We start from the raw sequence: 15,703 nt of genomic DNA, 5'->3' as shown, positions 1-15,703 counted from the left end.
TTTTTTAGGTCTGCTTCATCGCGATGGAAAAAGTGTGGAAACGCTGATTACCGGACGATCGGTTCGATTCCTCTCAAGAGCTTGATACTCTTCAATCCCTTGATTTCCCGAGGATCCAATAGCCGATCGCTGTGACGAAATCTTTGGGCATGCCCCGCTCCTCTGCTAAAAGCCGACGGATTGCGGTCGTAGCCTTTGCTTCTCCCGCCACCCATACATATCCACTACCCGCTGGGACCTGAACGGATTTGGCGATCTCGAACAAGTTTGTCGCTTTTGGGGTGCTGCCGAAGCCTGTGTACCAGTTCATGTCGCAAAGCGCGTCGAGATCGACTTGAGCGTCGTCCATATCCGGGATCTCGATATGAGCGAGACACGGGCGGTTGCATTTTTTTTCGGAAAGTATTCTTGCGGTTGCGGGCAATCCTGTTGCGTCGGCAATGAGAATTATCCATTCGGCCTCGTCCGGCGGTGCATATTTGCCCTGCGGGCTGGTGACGCCGATCTCGTCTCCTGGGCGTGCCAAACGAGCCCAATCGGAGGCCAGCCCACCGTCATGGACCACGAAATCGACTGTGACGGAGGTCGCTTCCTTGTTCACCTGTCGGATCGTGTAGGGCCTGAGCCGCGATCTCGGCAGGTCGGCCGGCATCTGCCAGCGGTCATCAACCAGCCGAGGCATCGTGACTTTCCCGTCATCCGCAGGAAAAACCAGCCGCACCCATTCATCTGGAAAGCCGCTCGATTGAAATCGCGCCATATCCCCACCGCCGATTTCAACGCGTATCATCGATGGTGTCAGCCAATGCTTGTCGAGAACTTCGGCGCGGTAACATTGTTTCATGGAGCAGGGTCTCCCGTCTCAAGTGTTGGTCTGGCTTCAACGTCGCTGGCGCATAGAATAGAGGAAGAGCGGCCCACCAATCAGGGCGGTTAGGAGCCCGGCGGGCATCTGCCACGGAAAGATCAGGGTACGGCCGAGCCAATCGGCAACAAGCATCAAGGCGCCTCCGGCAAAAGCGGAGGCAAAGATCTGCGGCAAAGGACGATGGATACCGATCTGTCGCACCATGTGGGGGGCCAGGAGGCCGACAAAGCTTGCAGGCCCAACGATGATTGTTGCTGCGGCGGTTGAAATCGCGCTGTAGAGGATGATGGCGCCGCGCGTTGCGGATACGGGCAGCCCAAGAGCGCGGGCATTGTCTTCTCCGAGCTCCAGCACCTCCAGGGAACGGCCGAAAAGGGGGACCACGACCATCGCCAAGATCGCGACGGCTGCCACGAGCATGGCCTGATCCTGCGTTACACGATGGGTGGAACCGGAAAACCATGTCAGAAGCAGCCCTCGTGTAGGCCCTCCCATGGCAATCACAAAGGCACCGATTGCACCGATGATCGTCGAAACGGCAATGCCGATCAGGATGATCCTGTCTGGCGCAAAGTTGCTGCGTCTGGCGAGAATGACGATTGCGGATGTCACGAGGAGTGAGCCGATGGCACACGCAACGAAAAGGTCGCCCGAGGTAAATGTCGTCGAGACGAAGAGAAGCGCGATTGCTCCGATTGTTGCGCCAGCAGATATTCCCATAACTTCGGGGCTCGCCATCGGATTGGCTGTCACGCGCTGAATGAGAACGCCGCTAATGCCGAGAAGAATGCCGGCCGAGAGCGAAGCCTCGACCCGCATGAGGCGCCAGCGTTTGATCAGTTCGATATCGGTGCTCCATTCCCACCCCGATGGGCCGCGGCCAAGCGCGAGGCTGACGGCGAGCAATGCCAACGTGATCAGGATAATGCCGAGCAGATGGTGCGGCCCGATCAGGAGGCGGGAGGAAGTCATCGGCCTTGAGACTGACCGCAAGGTTCGGGATCTGGTCCCGGATAGAAGCACAAGCAGTACCGGCGCTCCCAGAATCGATGCGAACGTGCCGGTCGGGAATTGGCCGTTCAAAAACACCGGCATTTGCACGATCTGATCTGCCAGTACGAGGATCAGGCCTCCGAGGAGAGGCGCCCAAAGGACGAGCACGCGGAGATCACGGGCTCCGAGTGCCCGCGCAAGGGCTGGTACGGCGAGACCGATGAAGCCGATCGTGCCGATCGTGGCAACAACCGCCCCTGCCACAATGATGGCGGTGGCGAGAGATATGCCACGCAGCCATGCCGGTTTCATCCCGAGCGAAATGACGACCGCATCCTCCATTTCGAGAAGGCGCAGGGAGCGGCACAGAAAGGCGGTGATCGCCCAACCGGTGAGCAGGCATAGACCAAGGCAGAGCGCCGGCATCCAGCCGGTTTGTTCCAGTCGTCCGGTTTGCCATTGCGCGAGATCCTCGCTCTGTTCCGGATAGAGAAGGATGATGATCGCGCAAATCGTGCCGAGAGTGAGATTGACGACGAGGCCTGCGAGAATGATGGAGATCGGGGATCGTCCCGCGCGCGAACAGATGCCGAATACGGTGGCGGTAGCAAGGGCGGCGCCGAATATGGCTATCGGACCCTGACCGACACCGAGCAGACCGGGTGCCCATACAAGGGATGCAAGCAGCGCGGCCTGCGCACCCGCCGACGTTCCAAGCGTCGTCGGCTCTGCCAGCGGATTGCGGAGAGATTGCTGGAACAGCAGACCCGACAGGGAAAGTGCTGTCCCGCAGAGAAAGGCAACAGCAAGGCGCGGAAGTGCGGCCCAGGCGAAAAGAAGCTCCTGTAGTGACCCGGGCTGCTTCGACGACAGGGCATCCAGCCACTCCGAAGGAGGCAGGACGCGCTGCAGATTGATGGCAGCCAGCATGAGGCTGAGCAGCCCGACGAACAACACGGAAAAGGGGAGGGAGGGCGAAATTCGGGGGCGCCGTTCGACTGTCTGTGCCATGTCACGTCGCCTTGTCGAACGTATCGGCCAGCCATTCTGCAAAGGTCGTCGCCGACAGCAGCCCGCCGAAAACCGAGATCGGCGGCGAGACATGGACGCGGCCTGCGCGCAGGGCGGGCATGGATGCCCAGAAAATGTTGCGCTCCAGCCGCGACAGCATCTCGGTCGTCCGATCGTTTTGGTTGAGGACCACGATCGACGCATCGGGAGACTGGAGCAGCTTTTCCGCTCCGATCGAGGCGAAACCAAATCCGTTGACGGGACCTTGCCAGGCATTCTGCAGACCGACATGCACCAACGCGCTGTCCGGCAGGCTGCCGGTGGCGTAGACGTTTACGAAACGGCTGGTACTGCGCAGATTGAGAAGAAAGACGGGTCGCGGTGATATTTTGCGTGTGATCCGTTGTAGGCGCGCTTCCAGTTGTCTGATGGCGGAAGGCTCTGACATCGTGGTCAGTTCATTGAGGACGCTTTCGCCAAAGCTTCGGGCCTTGTCTATCGGATCGCCACCTTTGCCGTGGATATCGCAAAGACGGACGGCGGCGATTTGTTCAAGCTGGGCGCGTGAGAGGCTGCTCCACGATGGAAGATAGATCATGTCAGGCTTCAAGCGATCGAGAAGCTCGAAATTCGGCTCCCAGGTCGAGCCCAGATCTATGGTGCCGACCATATCCGGAAGATGCGCGAAACTGGCGCGAAACCCCGCAAGGTCTGCAATCGCGATCGGCGTTATGCCGACCGCAATCAGGGTTTCTGCTGCTGCCCAGTCGATGGCGGCGACACGTGGGGCGGCAGTAGACGCCGCGCGCGCAGAAAGGCCTTGCAAGACAAATGCCGCCGCACCAAGGATAGCGGTGCGGCGATGAACGCGGCGTTCAAAGCGATGGGTCGGGATCACCACTGGTAGCTGAGCTTACCGAAGACGGTTCGTTGCGAACCGTAATTGCAGGCATTCTGGGTAAAGCAGCCCGGCACATATTTTTTGTCAAAGACGTTGCTGACGTTGAGCGACGCAGCAAGGCCCTTGGCCTCTGGAAATTTCTTGCCGAAGTCGTAGCGCACAGCGAGATCGACCAGTGTAAAGCCGGGCACTTTGAACGTATTGTCATCACTGCCCCACGTCTCGCCGATATAGCGCACGCCGGCACCAACACTCAGTCCGTCAAATGCGTTCTGTTGCAGTTCGTGATTGAGCCAGAGCGATGCGGTGTGGCGCGGGACACGGTAAGGCGTATTGCCGAGTTGGCTTGTCGTTTTCGTTTCGGTGATTTCGGCATCCGTATAGGTATAGGCAGCGGCAAGGCTTACACCGTAATCGAGATTAGCGACGGCCTCGAACTCAAGCCCGCGAGCCCGCACTTCACCCGTCTGCAACGTGTAACGCGGATCGGAGGGATCGTAAGTTTGCACATTCTGGCGCTTGAGGTCGAAGGCGCTCAATGTGAAGAGGCCATCAAACCCCTCCGGTTGATATTTGATCCCCACCTCCCATTGCTGGGCAGTTTCGGGGACAAAGGGCTGCCCAAGACTGTCGGTGCCGACAACCGGATTGAAGGACTCGGCATAACTTACGTAAGGGGCGATCCCATTGTCGAACAGATAGGTGAGGCCGGCCTTCTTGGTGAAGGCGTGATCGTTCTGTTCGGTCGTCGTCTCGGTGGTGAGATTGTCCGTATCTCGCCATGCCCAGTCCTGACGCATCCCCACTGTCAGGATGAGGTTGTCCATCTTCAGCTGATCCTGAAGGTAGAGACCGGCCTGTGAGGCATTAATGTCGGAGAGCGACTTGGTCGTATATACACTTGTGTCGACCGGCGAACCATAAACGGGATTGTAGATGTCGATTGCGGTCGTGGTTCCACGTTGCTCCAGCCACCGGGATTTGCCCCAGAGGTAATCCAGGCCGACAATCGCCGTGTGTTCGATCGGTCCGGTGTCGAAGTCGAACCGGAAACGGCTATCGACTGCAATGCCGTCATTGTCGATGTCGCGGAGGTTATAGGTGCGGTTGAGCAACCGATCGTCGACCAGAGCTCCGCTTGCCTGAAGATATTGCCGATGGTTGGTCAGATGGGTGTAGCGAAAATTCTGTTCGAACTGGACGGTGTCGTTGAATCGGTGCTCGAACTCATATCCGATGGCTGTGCGTCTTGATGTTTCGTATTCCCAGTCCGGTTCGCCTAGAAAACGGCTGAACGGAATATGGCCATTCGGGTTCGGCAGCAGGACAGCAGCAGCCGGTACCTGAGCATAGAAATCACCATCATTGCGCTGATAGGACCCAAGCACGGTCAGCTTGGTGTCTTCATCGGGTGTCCAGGTGATGCTCGGTGCAAAATAGCGCCGATCATTGTCCACGTAGTCGACCTGGGTCTCTGCCTCACGCACCATGCCGACCATCCGGTACATGATGCTTTTGTCTTCGTTCGTGCCGCCGATATCGAAGGCACCCTGATAGTGGCTGAAGCTTCCAACGGTCGTTTCGACTTCATTGACGGGGTTCTCCGTCGGACGCTTGGACACGACGTTGATCAGGCCACCTGGGGCCTGCTGACCATAAAGAACCGATGACGGGCCTTTGAGAACCTCGACACGTTCGAGACCGTAGGGGTCGGTCGCGAAGAAGCCGAAATAGCCTGGCGTCACCGCTCTGAGGCCATCCTGGTACATTTCGAGGCTGCTCTGCTGGAAGCCGCGCAGATAGAGCGGATTGTCCATCATCTGGGCTCCGCTCGTTTCCGAACGAACACCGGCGGTATAACGCAATGCTTCGTTGATGCTTTGTGCTGCCTGATCCTCGATGCGATCGGCCGTGACCACGGAAATTGCCTGCGGAGTTTCAAGGATCGAGATATCGCCCTTCATGGCCGAGGATGCACTGGTTGCTACGTAACCATCAACCGGCCCATAGGCGCTCTGGCCGTCTATGACGATCGGCGCCAGCGTCGTTGCTTCATCGCCGGCTTGCGAACTATCGGCTCCCATAGGAGAGATGATAATCGTTCTCGGGTTAGTGAAGCGATAGCTCAGTCCTGAATCCGCCAGGATGCGAGTGATAGCAGTATCGGGCGAAAGGCGTCCGTTGACGCCCGGAGATTGTTTGGAGGCTGCATTTGACGGGACATAGGTGATCTGGATGCCGGATTGGCGGCCAAAGGCGGCCAATGCCTGGTTTAAAGGGCCGGGCGCAATCGAATATGTTGTCTCGGCTGTCTGCGCGATCGCAGGTTTTTCCGTAGCAAGCGCCGTTATCGCAGCGGCCGACGACAGCAATAGCGTAATCGCCGAACGAACTCGACGCCTGCGATCGACGCTCGGATTGCCCCAAATTTTCATAAGTGCCCCTTCACAATACGCGGTTCGGAGCGTGATGACCTGCGTTCACCGAATGCTCCGAATGAGAAAACGGAGGAGTTCGGGAAATTTTCTCTTTTTTCTCAAGTTTTTCAGAAGGCGGAAATTACCGTCAGATAAGGGGTCAGTTCCCTTACCTTGCCGCCATAGGGCTGGACCACGGCTTCAAGGGCGAGGCCCGGATCGCTCAGGTCATAAACGCCGCTGACAGGCCGATTTCCGAGGTTCGGATCAGCAATCATCACACGACCACGTTTCCAGCGGGCGACACGGGCAACCACCGCCGCGACGCGTTCCTTTTCCACCACGATCATGCCATTGCGCCAGGTGGCGATCTGCCCGATATCGCGGGTGCCGGTGGAAACAGCCCCGTCAGCCGTCGAAAGGCTCAACCAACCGCCGGCTTGCAGCGTCATTGCCGGTCTTGCAAATGCCTGAGGGAGATCGGCTTGCACTGCTCCGTGGCTGACTGACAGATTGAGAAAGCCCCCGTCATCGCTCACGTCGAAAGCCGTACCGAGCGCGGTCGTGACCATTGAACCCATGCGAACCGCAAACGGACGGGAGCTGTCCCTGGCGACCTCGAAAAATGCCATGCCCTGGATGAGTTCGATATCCCGGCGCGCCGATCCGATGTCCACGGCGATGGCGCTGTCGGGTCCGAGTGTCACAACGCTGCCGTCTGACAGTTCGACGCGCTTTATTTCGGCGGTTGAGGTGAGAACGTCGGCCTGCGCCTGAAGAATGAGGCCGGGAGCGGAATATCCGGCCGCCAGCAGGGCGCCGCCTCCCAGCATGCCGCCAACAACCAGGCTGCGGCGGGACATGGAAAAAGCTTTCTTGCGTTCCGCCCGACGTTTGTCGGTGAGGATTTTGCCGGACATGCCGTGGATTTCGAGCGCCTCTTCCCATATCTCGCGATGCGGGGGACTGCGCGCCAGCCAGCGGGTCGCGATCTCCAGCGCGACAGGATTATGCGGATCGCTCTTTAAGCGGATCAGGATATCGACCGCCTCTTCGAACAGCCGATCCTCGTCGGTTGCACCATCACTCAACGACGCTTCTCCCCGCGCGACTTCTGCGCCATGTCCGGTCTCGTATAGGGGATAACGAATGAAAAGGCGGCTTTTTCTTCAGTCTGACGCAGAATGTCAGACATCCTTCAGCCGTGCGCGGATGTGGCGATAGGCCTCGCGGATGAGTGACCAGGTTCGGGTGGTCGAAAGCTCGATCCTCTCTGCAACCTCGGCGATGGTCATTTCCTCGAGCCGGTAAAGTTCAAACGCCCTGCGTGTCCGTTCGGGCAGTTCCGCGAGTGCTGCATCCGAGAGTGCCAGACGCTGTTTGTCGTAGACGATAGTTTCGGGAGACGGCTTGGGGTCGGCAACCGCGTTGGCCCTGGCCTCCGAGACCTGGCTGAAAGGCGCCTTGCTTTCACGCCTGCGGTGATCGATCAGGAGATTGCGGGAAATTCGGAATAGATAGGCCCGCGGATTGTGTTCCAGCGCGGTTGGCTTGGCTGTGATCAATCGTAGGAAACTGTCCTGCGTCAGATCTGCTGCGGCGTCCTCTGTCAGTCCGCGATTACGAAGAAAGCTCTGAAGCTCATTGGAGTGACGGCCAAACAGGCGGTGAATATCCCAAACCATCACAAATGGGCGATCAACACTGGGGTCAAATGAACACAACTGGGCACGGCAGAACTCAAGCAAGTCGCAGGGTGGCAATACATAGCTTAGGTGTGGCAATTAAACTAGGGGGTAATACTCATGTTTGAGGCCAAACTCAAGTGCTTACAAATTCGTTCACCGCTTTAGGGTCTGCGACGGGATCTAAGGTAGGAAAAGCAAGAAAGATCCGTTGCTGAGAGAATCCGCTACGTGGTGGACGAGGGTTCCGATTATCTTACCAGCGCCATGATCCAACATTTTAGCAGTCTGAACAGCCATCCGCGTCATCGTTGCGATCACCTCGGTCTCGCGATACGGCTTCGAGAAGAACACCATGTCCGACGGCAAGCTGCCCTGTGGTGGCTTCGTGTGGCCGGACGTGATGATCACATGGATCGGCGGCCAACAGTCCCATATAAGGGCGGCGAGGCGCAATCCGTCGATACCGCGCGGCATATCAATGTCGGTGAAGACAATGCGGATATCCGCGCGGCTTTGCAGAATTTCCACCGCTTGCGTCGCATTGGCAGCTTCCACTGCCTCGAAACCGGCAGATCCCACCATGTCGATGGCAGCCATGCGCAGAAGAGGCTCGTCTTCCACGACGAGAACGATTGATCGGGACATAAAAATACTCCGTCGCTCTAGGACATTTGCACCTGAGCGAGCGGTGCGTGGAATTCGGCTTCGAAGCCTGATCGGAGACAACTAACGTCGACGCCACCTGTTCCAACCAGACCCATGCAGACTAGTTTCGATCCGAACCCTTTTCGTTCAGGAACGACGGCAGGAGGCCCGCCTGTCTCCTTCCAGTCAAGCACCAGGTCATCTTCACCGTCCACCTGCCGTACACGCCAGGTGATCGCGACAAGCCCGTCCGGATGCAACAATGAGCCATATTTCATGGCGTTGGTCGCGAGTTCATGCAGGAGGAGAGAGACAGAGAGCGTCGCCCTCGGTCCGAGATTAACTGGCGGGCCGTCGCTCTCCAGGTTTTTCGATCCGATGAACGTCAAAAGGACAGCGCTTACCACATCACCGAGTTTCGCATTCGACCAGCTCTGCTGCAGGAGGACATCATGCGCCGTCGAAAGCGCATGAAGGCGTTGCGTGAATGCCTCAACAGCGTCACGTTCGGTCACCCCGCGCAGCGTCTGGGTGGCAATCGCCTGAACCATCGCGAAGGTGTTCTTCATCCGATGGCTGAGTTCATCGTAAGCGGTGTTTTCCGGCCACTTTCACTGGGCGGGTCTCACGGTCGCGATGCCTGCTGCCACGACACTGCCAGCAGTTATTGTTGATACCATTCGAGGAATAGCTACCTCAGAAAAACAGTTGTAAATAAAAATACCTACCGGTATGTTTCTTTCATGACTGACGCTCACCGCCGCAAGAAGAATCCTGAACTCGTGAGAATGCAGCTAATCGAGAGCGCCCGAAAACTCGCGCTTGAGAACGGCCTTGGTAGCGTTGGTGTCGACGCCGTGGCCACAGACGCGGGCGTGACCAAGGGCGGACTGTTTCATCATTTCCCCAATAAGCAGGCTCTGATTGACGCTGTCTTCCAGCACATGCTCGACGAGTTTGATGCAGACCTCAATGCTCGCATGACAGCCGACCCGGACCCGTACGGTCGGTTCACCCGAGCCTATGTGCTGTCGGTGTTCGAGGTGGGCGCAGATGCTCAATGGGGACCGCTATGGATGGCGACCCTCACCGATCCACAGCTCCGGCAGATGTGGGGTGCTTGGTTCAATGCCCAGCTCGCAGTGTACGGGGAATACGACCTGCAGCTTGAGAACGCTCGGTTCGCTGCCGATGGCATCTGGCTCGGGCATATGTTCGGCGTTGCCCCCCATAATGCCGAGAGCTTCCAGCACCATCTGATTAAAATGACGAGACTTCCGGCATGATAACTCACAAAAATCCGTGGCTCATTCTTGCCATCGTTTCCACCGGCCTATTCCTGATCGGTGTGGACATGACGGTTCTGAATGTGGCCCTGCCGGTGCTGGCCCATGAACTCGGGGCTACGACCGCTGAAAAGCTCTGGATGGTCAACGCTTATTCACTGGTCATGGCGGGACTCTTGCCCGGATGCGGTACCCTTTCCGACCGCATCGGACATCGCAAGATGTTTGTTGCCGGACTAGCAGTGTTCGGTACAGCCTCGGCATTCGCCGCCTTCGCACCCACCCCTGGGACACTGATTGCAGCAAGAGCGGTGCTCGCAATTGGCGCAGCGGTCATGCTCCCTGCTACGATCTCGATAATCCGCGTAGTGTTCACCGAAGACGACCAGCGGGCAGTCGCCATTGGCATCTGGGGATCGGTCTCCGCCGGAGCCGCCGCGCTCGGGCCAATCCTCGGGGGCTTCCTGTTGCAACACTTCTGGTGGGGGTCGGTGTTCCTCATCAACGTGCCGGTGGTTATTCTCACGCTGATGTTGACCTTCCCCAACATCCCCGCGCTTGCGGGAAACCCAGACCGCCATTGGGACGCAACCACCTCGGCGGTACTGACAGTAAGCCTTGTCGCGCTCCTCTACGCTCTCAAGGGCATCTTAAAGGCAGATATTCATTGGGACGAGGTTGCGGCCGCTTTCGTATGCGGCGTGACATTCTTCTGGTGGTTCATTCGCCGCCAGCGCGTCCTCTCCTCGCCATTGATAGACTTTACGCTGTTTCGTAATGCCGGGTTCTCCATCGGAGCGGCCGGAGCGCTGTTCGCGAGCTTCGTCATGATAGGCCTTCAATATGTTCTCAGCCAGAAGCTCCAGCTTGTGGACGACTTCACACCCTTGCAGGCAGGCCTTTACGTTCTGCCGATAGCGGCGGGTTCATTCCTCGCAGGCCCGATCTTGGGGGCTGTGCTGTTCCGCGTCGGTATCTCGCGCATGCTTGCCTTGACGCTCGGATTGGCAGCGCTTGGTCTTAGCCTGTTCGCACTCGCTTCGAACGCCACACCGCTGTTATGGCAAGTTGCCACGCTGACTGTCGCCGGGTTCGGGCTGGGCGGCATCATGTCGGTTGGCTCGACCTCGATCATGATCAACGCCCCCGAGGAAAAGGCGGGGATGGCGGGCGCTTTGGAGGGCATCTCTTACGAGTTGGGCGGGACACTGGGCGTAGCAGTCATGGGAAGTGTCATCGCCTCCATATACGCCCAGTCGTTTGCGCCTCCCCCCGAGGCAGGGCTTGCCCCTAGCGCATGGGACAGTCTCGACCAGACCCTCACCGCCGCCGCCAAGCTTGGCAGCGATGTCGGAAACCAAGTCATTGAAGCGGGTAAAGCCGCCTTCATAGACGGTGTATCTACAGTGATGATGGGAGGCTCAGTGTTGGTTATAGCCCTGTTCTTTTTGATGGTTATTTATGCCCGAAAGAACGTGGCCTAATCGCAAATGCGAAGGGTGGAAAACCCTCTCGGGTTGACATCTCAGGCTTTAGCCGTCTGCGGACCCGAATAGTTCCACGGCATCAACTCGTCGATCCGGTTCTGCTTGTGGCCGTTGACGACCGCAGTGAGCGTGACGCTCAGGTAGGCCAGCGGATCGACGGCATTAAGTTTGCAAGTCTCAACGAGCGAGGCGATGGTCGCCCAATTCTCTGCTCCGGCATCGTGCCCTGCGAAGAGTGCGTTCTTGCGATTGAGCGCTATCGGCCGGATGGTTCTTTCGACGCTGTTGTTGTCGACCTCGATGCGGCCGTCGGTTAGGAAGAGCTGCAGGCCATCCCAGTATTTGGCGATGTAGGCAAGTGCCTCGCCGAGTGGAGACTTCGTGGCGACGCGTACCCGATGATGGGCAAGCCAGTTATGCAGGTCTGCGACGAGTGGCGCTGATCGCTCTTGCCGTCCAGAGAGACGAGCCTCGGGATCAAGGCCGCGCAGTTCGGCTTCAATACGATACAGCTCGCCGATCCGCTTGACGCCATCCTCGGCAATCGGTGCTGACCCGTTGCGGGTGATCTCTACCAGCTTGCGCCGGGCATGCGCCCAGCAATAGGCAAGCTGAATGTCTGGCCCGACACGCTCTGGTTCGATCAGCCTGTTGTATCCGGCATATCCATCCACCTGCAGGACGCCAGAGAAACCCTGCAGTATACGTTCGGCATGAATGCCTCCTCGACCAGGAGCATAGGTGAAGGCGACAGCCGGCGGAGCGCCACCGCCCCATGGGCGATCATCACGCGCCAGCGCCCAGAAGTATCCGGTCTTGGTCTTGCGGGAGCCCGGATCGAGGACCGGAGCACGGGTCTCGTCCATGAACAGCTTGGTCGAGCGCTTCAGGTCGGCGATCAACGCATCGAAGACGGGCCGCAGTTCGTAGGCTGCCCGACCGACCCAATCGGCTAGCGTTGATCGGTCGAGATCAATGCCCTGGCGGCTCATGATCTGCGCCTGCCGATAGAGCGGCAGGTGATCGGCATACTTGGAGACCAGCGCATGGGCGATGGTCGCTTCCGTCGGCAGCCCTGCCTGGATCAGCCGTGCTGGTGCCGGAGCCTGAACGACGCCGTCTGTGCAGGCACGGCACGCATATTTGGGGCGACGAGTGACGATCACGCGGAACTGTGCCGGGATCACGTCCAACCGCTCGGAGACATCCTCGCCAATGCAATGCAGGCAACCGCCGCAGCCACAGATCAGGCTCTCTGGCTCAATAACTTCCTCGATACGCGGAAGATGCTTCGGAAGCGAGCCGCGATTGATCGCACGTGGCTTGGCAATCCTATTTGCCGCAGGAACGTCCGCCTCATCCTCGGCATGGATCACGGCCATAGCCGTCTCCAAGTCTTCCAGCGCCAGGTCGAATTGGTCAGGATCGGTCTTCTCGGATTTGCGTCCGAAGGCTGCCTGCTTGAACGCTGCGACCAGCTTCTCAAGCCGCTCGATCCGCTCATCCTTGCGGGCGATGTGCTCATCTTTGCTGGCTATCGCGACGTCCTTGGCCGCCTCGCGTGCCTGTGCCGCAATCAGCATCGCCTTCAGGGCAGCAACATCATCGGGAAGGTCGGCGGCATCAAGCATGGCCGGAAACTACCAAATCCTGAGCTGATTTACCTCTTGAATTTGCGGTGCTGAGTCATCGTGCCGCAGCTATTCGATGGCCTCTGGCGTCCTCGTCTGGACGGCATGAACCCGCCGCCAATCAAGTCCCGCAAACAAGGCTTCGAACTGGGCGTGGGTCAACGTCATCAATCCATCTTTGATGCCGGGCCAAGTGAATGTGTGCTCTTCCAGCCGTTTGTAGGCCATAACGATTCCGGAGCCATCCCAGTAGATCAGCTTCAACCGATCCGCCTTGCGTGACCGGAACACGAAGACCGTTCCGGTGAACGGGTCCTTGTGCAGTTCGTTCTTCACCAGCGCCGCCAAGCCGTCATGGCCCTTGCGGAAATCCACGGGTTTGGTCGCCACCATGATCCGCACGCGGTTCGACGGAAAGATCATGTCGCCGCCGCCAAGGCGCGGGCGATGGCAACGATCCTGGCCGCAGACGCACCTTCTTCAAGGCGGATGGTGACTGGACCGATTACAATCTCGGGGCGACCAACCGCTTTAGGCGGCGGCTCCGAAACAGGCGGATCGACGATCACAGCCGCGAACTCTACTGCATCCTCCGGTGCAGGCAGGACAAGCTTGCCCTGCCGCGCCATCGTCCGCCAGGTGGAAAGGCTGTTGGCGCGCAATCCATAGCGTTGCGCAACTTCATTAACCGTCGTACCAGGCCTCAAGCTTTCCGAAACGATCATTGCTTTGACCTCGTCAGGCCAATGTCGGTGGGCCTCACGTCCAGGCTTCCTGGTTGTGAGAAACTCCAATGTAGTCTCCATGGAGAAACTCCCTTTCTTCATCCATGGAATGTCGATCACAGATCACACGACGACTGCCAATCCATCGTCGTCGCGAAGCGGTGCTCCCGCATAGAAACGGATGTGGGGTTCACCTGTCACCAAAGGGTTTTGATGCGTGCGCTCGTCCTCCGTCAGGTCGGCTATAACGAGGAGATCATCCTCGATAAGCGCGTGGGCGCAGACGGAACTGTCGAGATCGGTCTCGCAGGGCTCAAACCCGATCCTCGCCTTGAACCATTGGCGGTCTCCAGCAACGAGGCTGACGAGGGCGACAGGCGTTTCACAGAGCAGGCAGGCAAGGGAGACAATGTCATCAAAACCTTGCTCTGCAAACGTGTCGAGGATGTCGTAACTGGCGAGGGCTGCAAGGCGCGCGCATCTGTTGTGTAGCTAGGAGTGAGAGCGGCGGTGCAAAAGTCGGCCACGGTAGCGGCGGAATAATCCGTCCGCGGGCGGAGTAAAACCCGGCCACCTATTTCCTTTCTGCAATGATCGCAGGAGGGACAGGGGATCTACACCGTGGAACTTTATTTGAGGGTTCGCCTGGCTGTTTCGGAAGGGATGAGCCGGCGTAAAGCAGCCAAGCATTTCAACATATCTCGCGACAGCGTGGCCAAGATGGTGTCGTATTCGCCACCACCCGGCTATCAGCGGCGATCACCGATCCGGCGTCCGAAGCTGGATGCATTCGTTTCGACGATCGAGCATTGGCTCGATGAAGACCTGAAGATGCCGCGCAAGCAGCGTCATACCGCCAAGCGAGTATTCGACCGGCTGCGGGACGAATGCGGATTCACCGGCGGCTACACGATCATCAAGGATTACATGGGCGAGCGTGACCAACGCCGCCAGGAGGTGTTCGTGTCCTTGTCGCATCCGCCCGGCCATGCACAGGCAGACTTCGGTGAGGCGACGGTGGTGATTGGCGGCGTCGAGCAGAAGGCGCGATTCTTCGTGCTCGATCTGCCGCATAGCGACGGGTGCTATTTGCGTGCCTATCCGGCGGTGGTAGCCGAGGCCTGGGTCGATGGCCACATCCACGCATTTGCATTCTTCGGGGCCGTACCGCAGTCGATCGTCTATGACAATGACCGTTGCCTTGTGGCGAAGATTCTGCCGGATGGCACGCGCAAGCGGGCGGCGCTGTTCAGCGGGTTCCTGTCCCATTGCCTGATCCGGGATCGCTATGGGCGGCCAGGAAAGGGTAACGACAAAGGGAATGTCGAGGGCCTTGTCGGCTACGCCCGGCGCAACTTCATGGTGCCGATCCCGCAGTTTGCGACATGGGATGCGTTCAACGCCTTTCTGGAAGAGCAATGCCGCAAACGCCAGCGCGACAGGCTGCGGAGCGAGAGCGAGACGATCGGAGAACGGCTGCAGCGCGATCTTGCCGCCATGCGGCCCTTGCCGGCGTCGCCGTTTGATGCCTGCGACCAGGCCAGTGCTGTTGTGACGGCCCAGTCGCTCGTCCGCTACAAGACCAACGACTATTCCGTGCCGGTCGCCTACGGCCACCAGGATGTTTGGGTCCGGGGCTATGTCGATGAGGTGGTAATCGGCTGCCGTGGCGAGATCATTGCCCGTCATCCGCGATGCTGGGAACGGGAGGATGTCGTCTTCGATCCCGTTCATTACCTACCGCTGATCGAGCAAAAGATCAATTCCCCGGTTCAGGCTGCTCCTCTGCAAGGCTGGGATCTGCCGGACGAGTTCGCCACGCTGCGCCGGCTGATGGAAGGCCGCATGGCAAAACATGGGCGACGGGAATATGTGCAAGTTCTGCGACTGTTGGAGAGCTTCGACCTTGCGGACCTGCATGCGGCGGTGAAGCAAGCGATCCAGCTCGGTGCGATCGGCTTCGATGCGGTCAAGCATCTCATCCTATGCCGCGTAGAACGCCGACCGCCACGGTTGGACCTGTCGATCTATCCCTACCTGCCACGTTCAAC

At 58.7% G+C, this 15,703-nt stretch carries 13 protein-coding genes and 2 pseudogenes; 3 read left to right on the top strand and 12 right to left on the bottom strand.

All coding sequences use genetic code 11. The features are described from left to right. Positions 1 to 91: 91 nt before the first annotated feature. The 8 genes and pseudogenes from CRO48_RS30465 to CRO48_RS30430 all read right to left on the bottom strand — a co-directional run. On the bottom strand, positions 92 to 844 hold the full coding sequence (locus CRO48_RS30465; RefSeq protein ID WP_097143397.1) for a siderophore-interacting protein: 753 nt from the start codon (positions 842 to 844) through the stop codon (positions 92 to 94). A 36-nt stretch (positions 845 to 880) separates the two neighbouring features. Continuing rightward, a complete protein-coding gene (fhuB, locus tag CRO48_RS30460) occupies positions 881 to 2,872 on the bottom strand; it encodes a Fe(3+)-hydroxamate ABC transporter permease FhuB (protein ID WP_176526958.1) in 1,992 nt (663 codons plus the stop codon). Between the two features lies 1 nt (position 2,873). After that, positions 2,874 to 3,770 carry an ABC transporter substrate-binding protein gene (locus CRO48_RS30455; protein ID WP_176526957.1) on the bottom strand — a complete coding sequence of 299 codons (897 nt, stop codon included), beginning with the start codon at positions 3,768 to 3,770 and terminating at the stop codon, positions 2,874 to 2,876. Beyond that, positions 3,767 to 6,208 (bottom strand): TonB-dependent siderophore receptor, encoded by a 2,442-nt coding sequence (locus CRO48_RS30450; RefSeq protein ID WP_097143394.1) that lies wholly within the window; start codon positions 6,206 to 6,208, stop codon positions 3,767 to 3,769. Before CRO48_RS30450 ends, CRO48_RS30455 begins: the two co-directional genes overlap by 4 nt. Before the next feature lie 110 nt (positions 6,209 to 6,318). Continuing rightward, positions 6,319 to 7,281 carry a FecR family protein gene (locus CRO48_RS30445; protein ID WP_097143393.1) on the bottom strand — a complete coding sequence of 321 codons (963 nt, stop codon included), beginning with the start codon at positions 7,279 to 7,281 and terminating at the stop codon, positions 6,319 to 6,321. Positions 7,282 to 7,377: 96 nt separating this feature from the next. Then, positions 7,378 to 7,875, bottom strand: a complete 498-nt coding sequence (locus CRO48_RS30440) for a sigma-70 family RNA polymerase sigma factor (RefSeq protein ID WP_097143392.1) — start codon at positions 7,873 to 7,875, stop codon at positions 7,378 to 7,380. Positions 7,876 to 8,058: 183 nt separating this feature from the next. Then, positions 8,059 to 8,523 carry a response regulator gene (locus CRO48_RS30435; protein ID WP_097143391.1) on the bottom strand — a complete coding sequence of 155 codons (465 nt, stop codon included), beginning with the start codon at positions 8,521 to 8,523 and terminating at the stop codon, positions 8,059 to 8,061. Positions 8,524 to 8,540: 17 nt separating this feature from the next. Continuing rightward, positions 8,541 to 9,095 (bottom strand): annotated as a pseudogene (locus CRO48_RS30430) (sensor histidine kinase); the annotation flags it as partial. A 171-nt stretch (positions 9,096 to 9,266) separates the two neighbouring features. On the opposite strand from CRO48_RS30430, the gene CRO48_RS30425 reads away from it, so the two are divergent. Beyond that, positions 9,267 to 9,809, top strand: a complete 543-nt coding sequence (locus tag CRO48_RS30425) for a TetR/AcrR family transcriptional regulator (RefSeq protein WP_097143389.1) — start codon at positions 9,267 to 9,269, stop codon at positions 9,807 to 9,809. Then, on the top strand, positions 9,806 to 11,293 hold the full coding sequence (locus CRO48_RS30420; RefSeq protein WP_097143388.1) for an MFS transporter: 1,488 nt from the start codon (positions 9,806 to 9,808) through the stop codon (positions 11,291 to 11,293). Before CRO48_RS30425 ends, CRO48_RS30420 begins: the two co-directional genes overlap by 4 nt. A 41-nt stretch (positions 11,294 to 11,334) precedes the next feature. Here CRO48_RS30420 and tnpC read toward each other — a convergent pair whose 3' ends face one another. From tnpC to CRO48_RS33180, 4 genes and pseudogenes are all read right to left on the bottom strand, one after another. Continuing rightward, the gene (gene tnpC / locus CRO48_RS30415; RefSeq protein WP_097143387.1) at positions 11,335 to 12,927 is read right to left on the bottom strand and encodes an IS66 family transposase; all 1,593 of its coding nucleotides are present in this window, start codon (positions 12,925 to 12,927) and stop codon (positions 11,335 to 11,337) included. Positions 12,928 to 12,996: 69 nt separating this feature from the next. Continuing rightward, positions 12,997 to 13,350, bottom strand: a complete 354-nt coding sequence (gene tnpB / locus CRO48_RS31970; protein WP_024707692.1) for an IS66 family insertion sequence element accessory protein TnpB — start codon at positions 13,348 to 13,350, stop codon at positions 12,997 to 12,999. Beyond that, positions 13,347 to 13,733 (bottom strand): IS66-like element accessory protein TnpA, encoded by a 387-nt coding sequence (gene tnpA, locus CRO48_RS31965; protein WP_245423721.1) that lies wholly within the window; start codon positions 13,731 to 13,733, stop codon positions 13,347 to 13,349. The genes tnpB and tnpA overlap by 4 nt, the downstream gene beginning before the upstream one ends. A gap of 51 nt (positions 13,734 to 13,784) precedes the next feature. After that, positions 13,785 to 14,099: pseudogene (locus CRO48_RS33180) on the bottom strand (GAF domain-containing protein); the annotation flags it as partial. Between the two features lie 174 nt (positions 14,100 to 14,273). Between CRO48_RS33180 and istA the strand changes: the two are divergent. Continuing rightward, the coding region (gene istA / locus CRO48_RS30400; protein WP_141402156.1) for an IS21 family transposase at positions 14,274 to 15,703 on the top strand (1,430 nt) is incomplete at its 3' end.

Origin of the sequence: Rhizobium subbaraonis (assembly GCF_900220975.1) — a bacterium.
Classification (GTDB): Bacteria; Pseudomonadota; Alphaproteobacteria; order Rhizobiales; family Rhizobiaceae; genus Mycoplana; species Mycoplana subbaraonis.
Note: the sequence above shows the minus strand (reverse complement) of the source record. Positions and strands in the feature narration are given on the sequence as shown.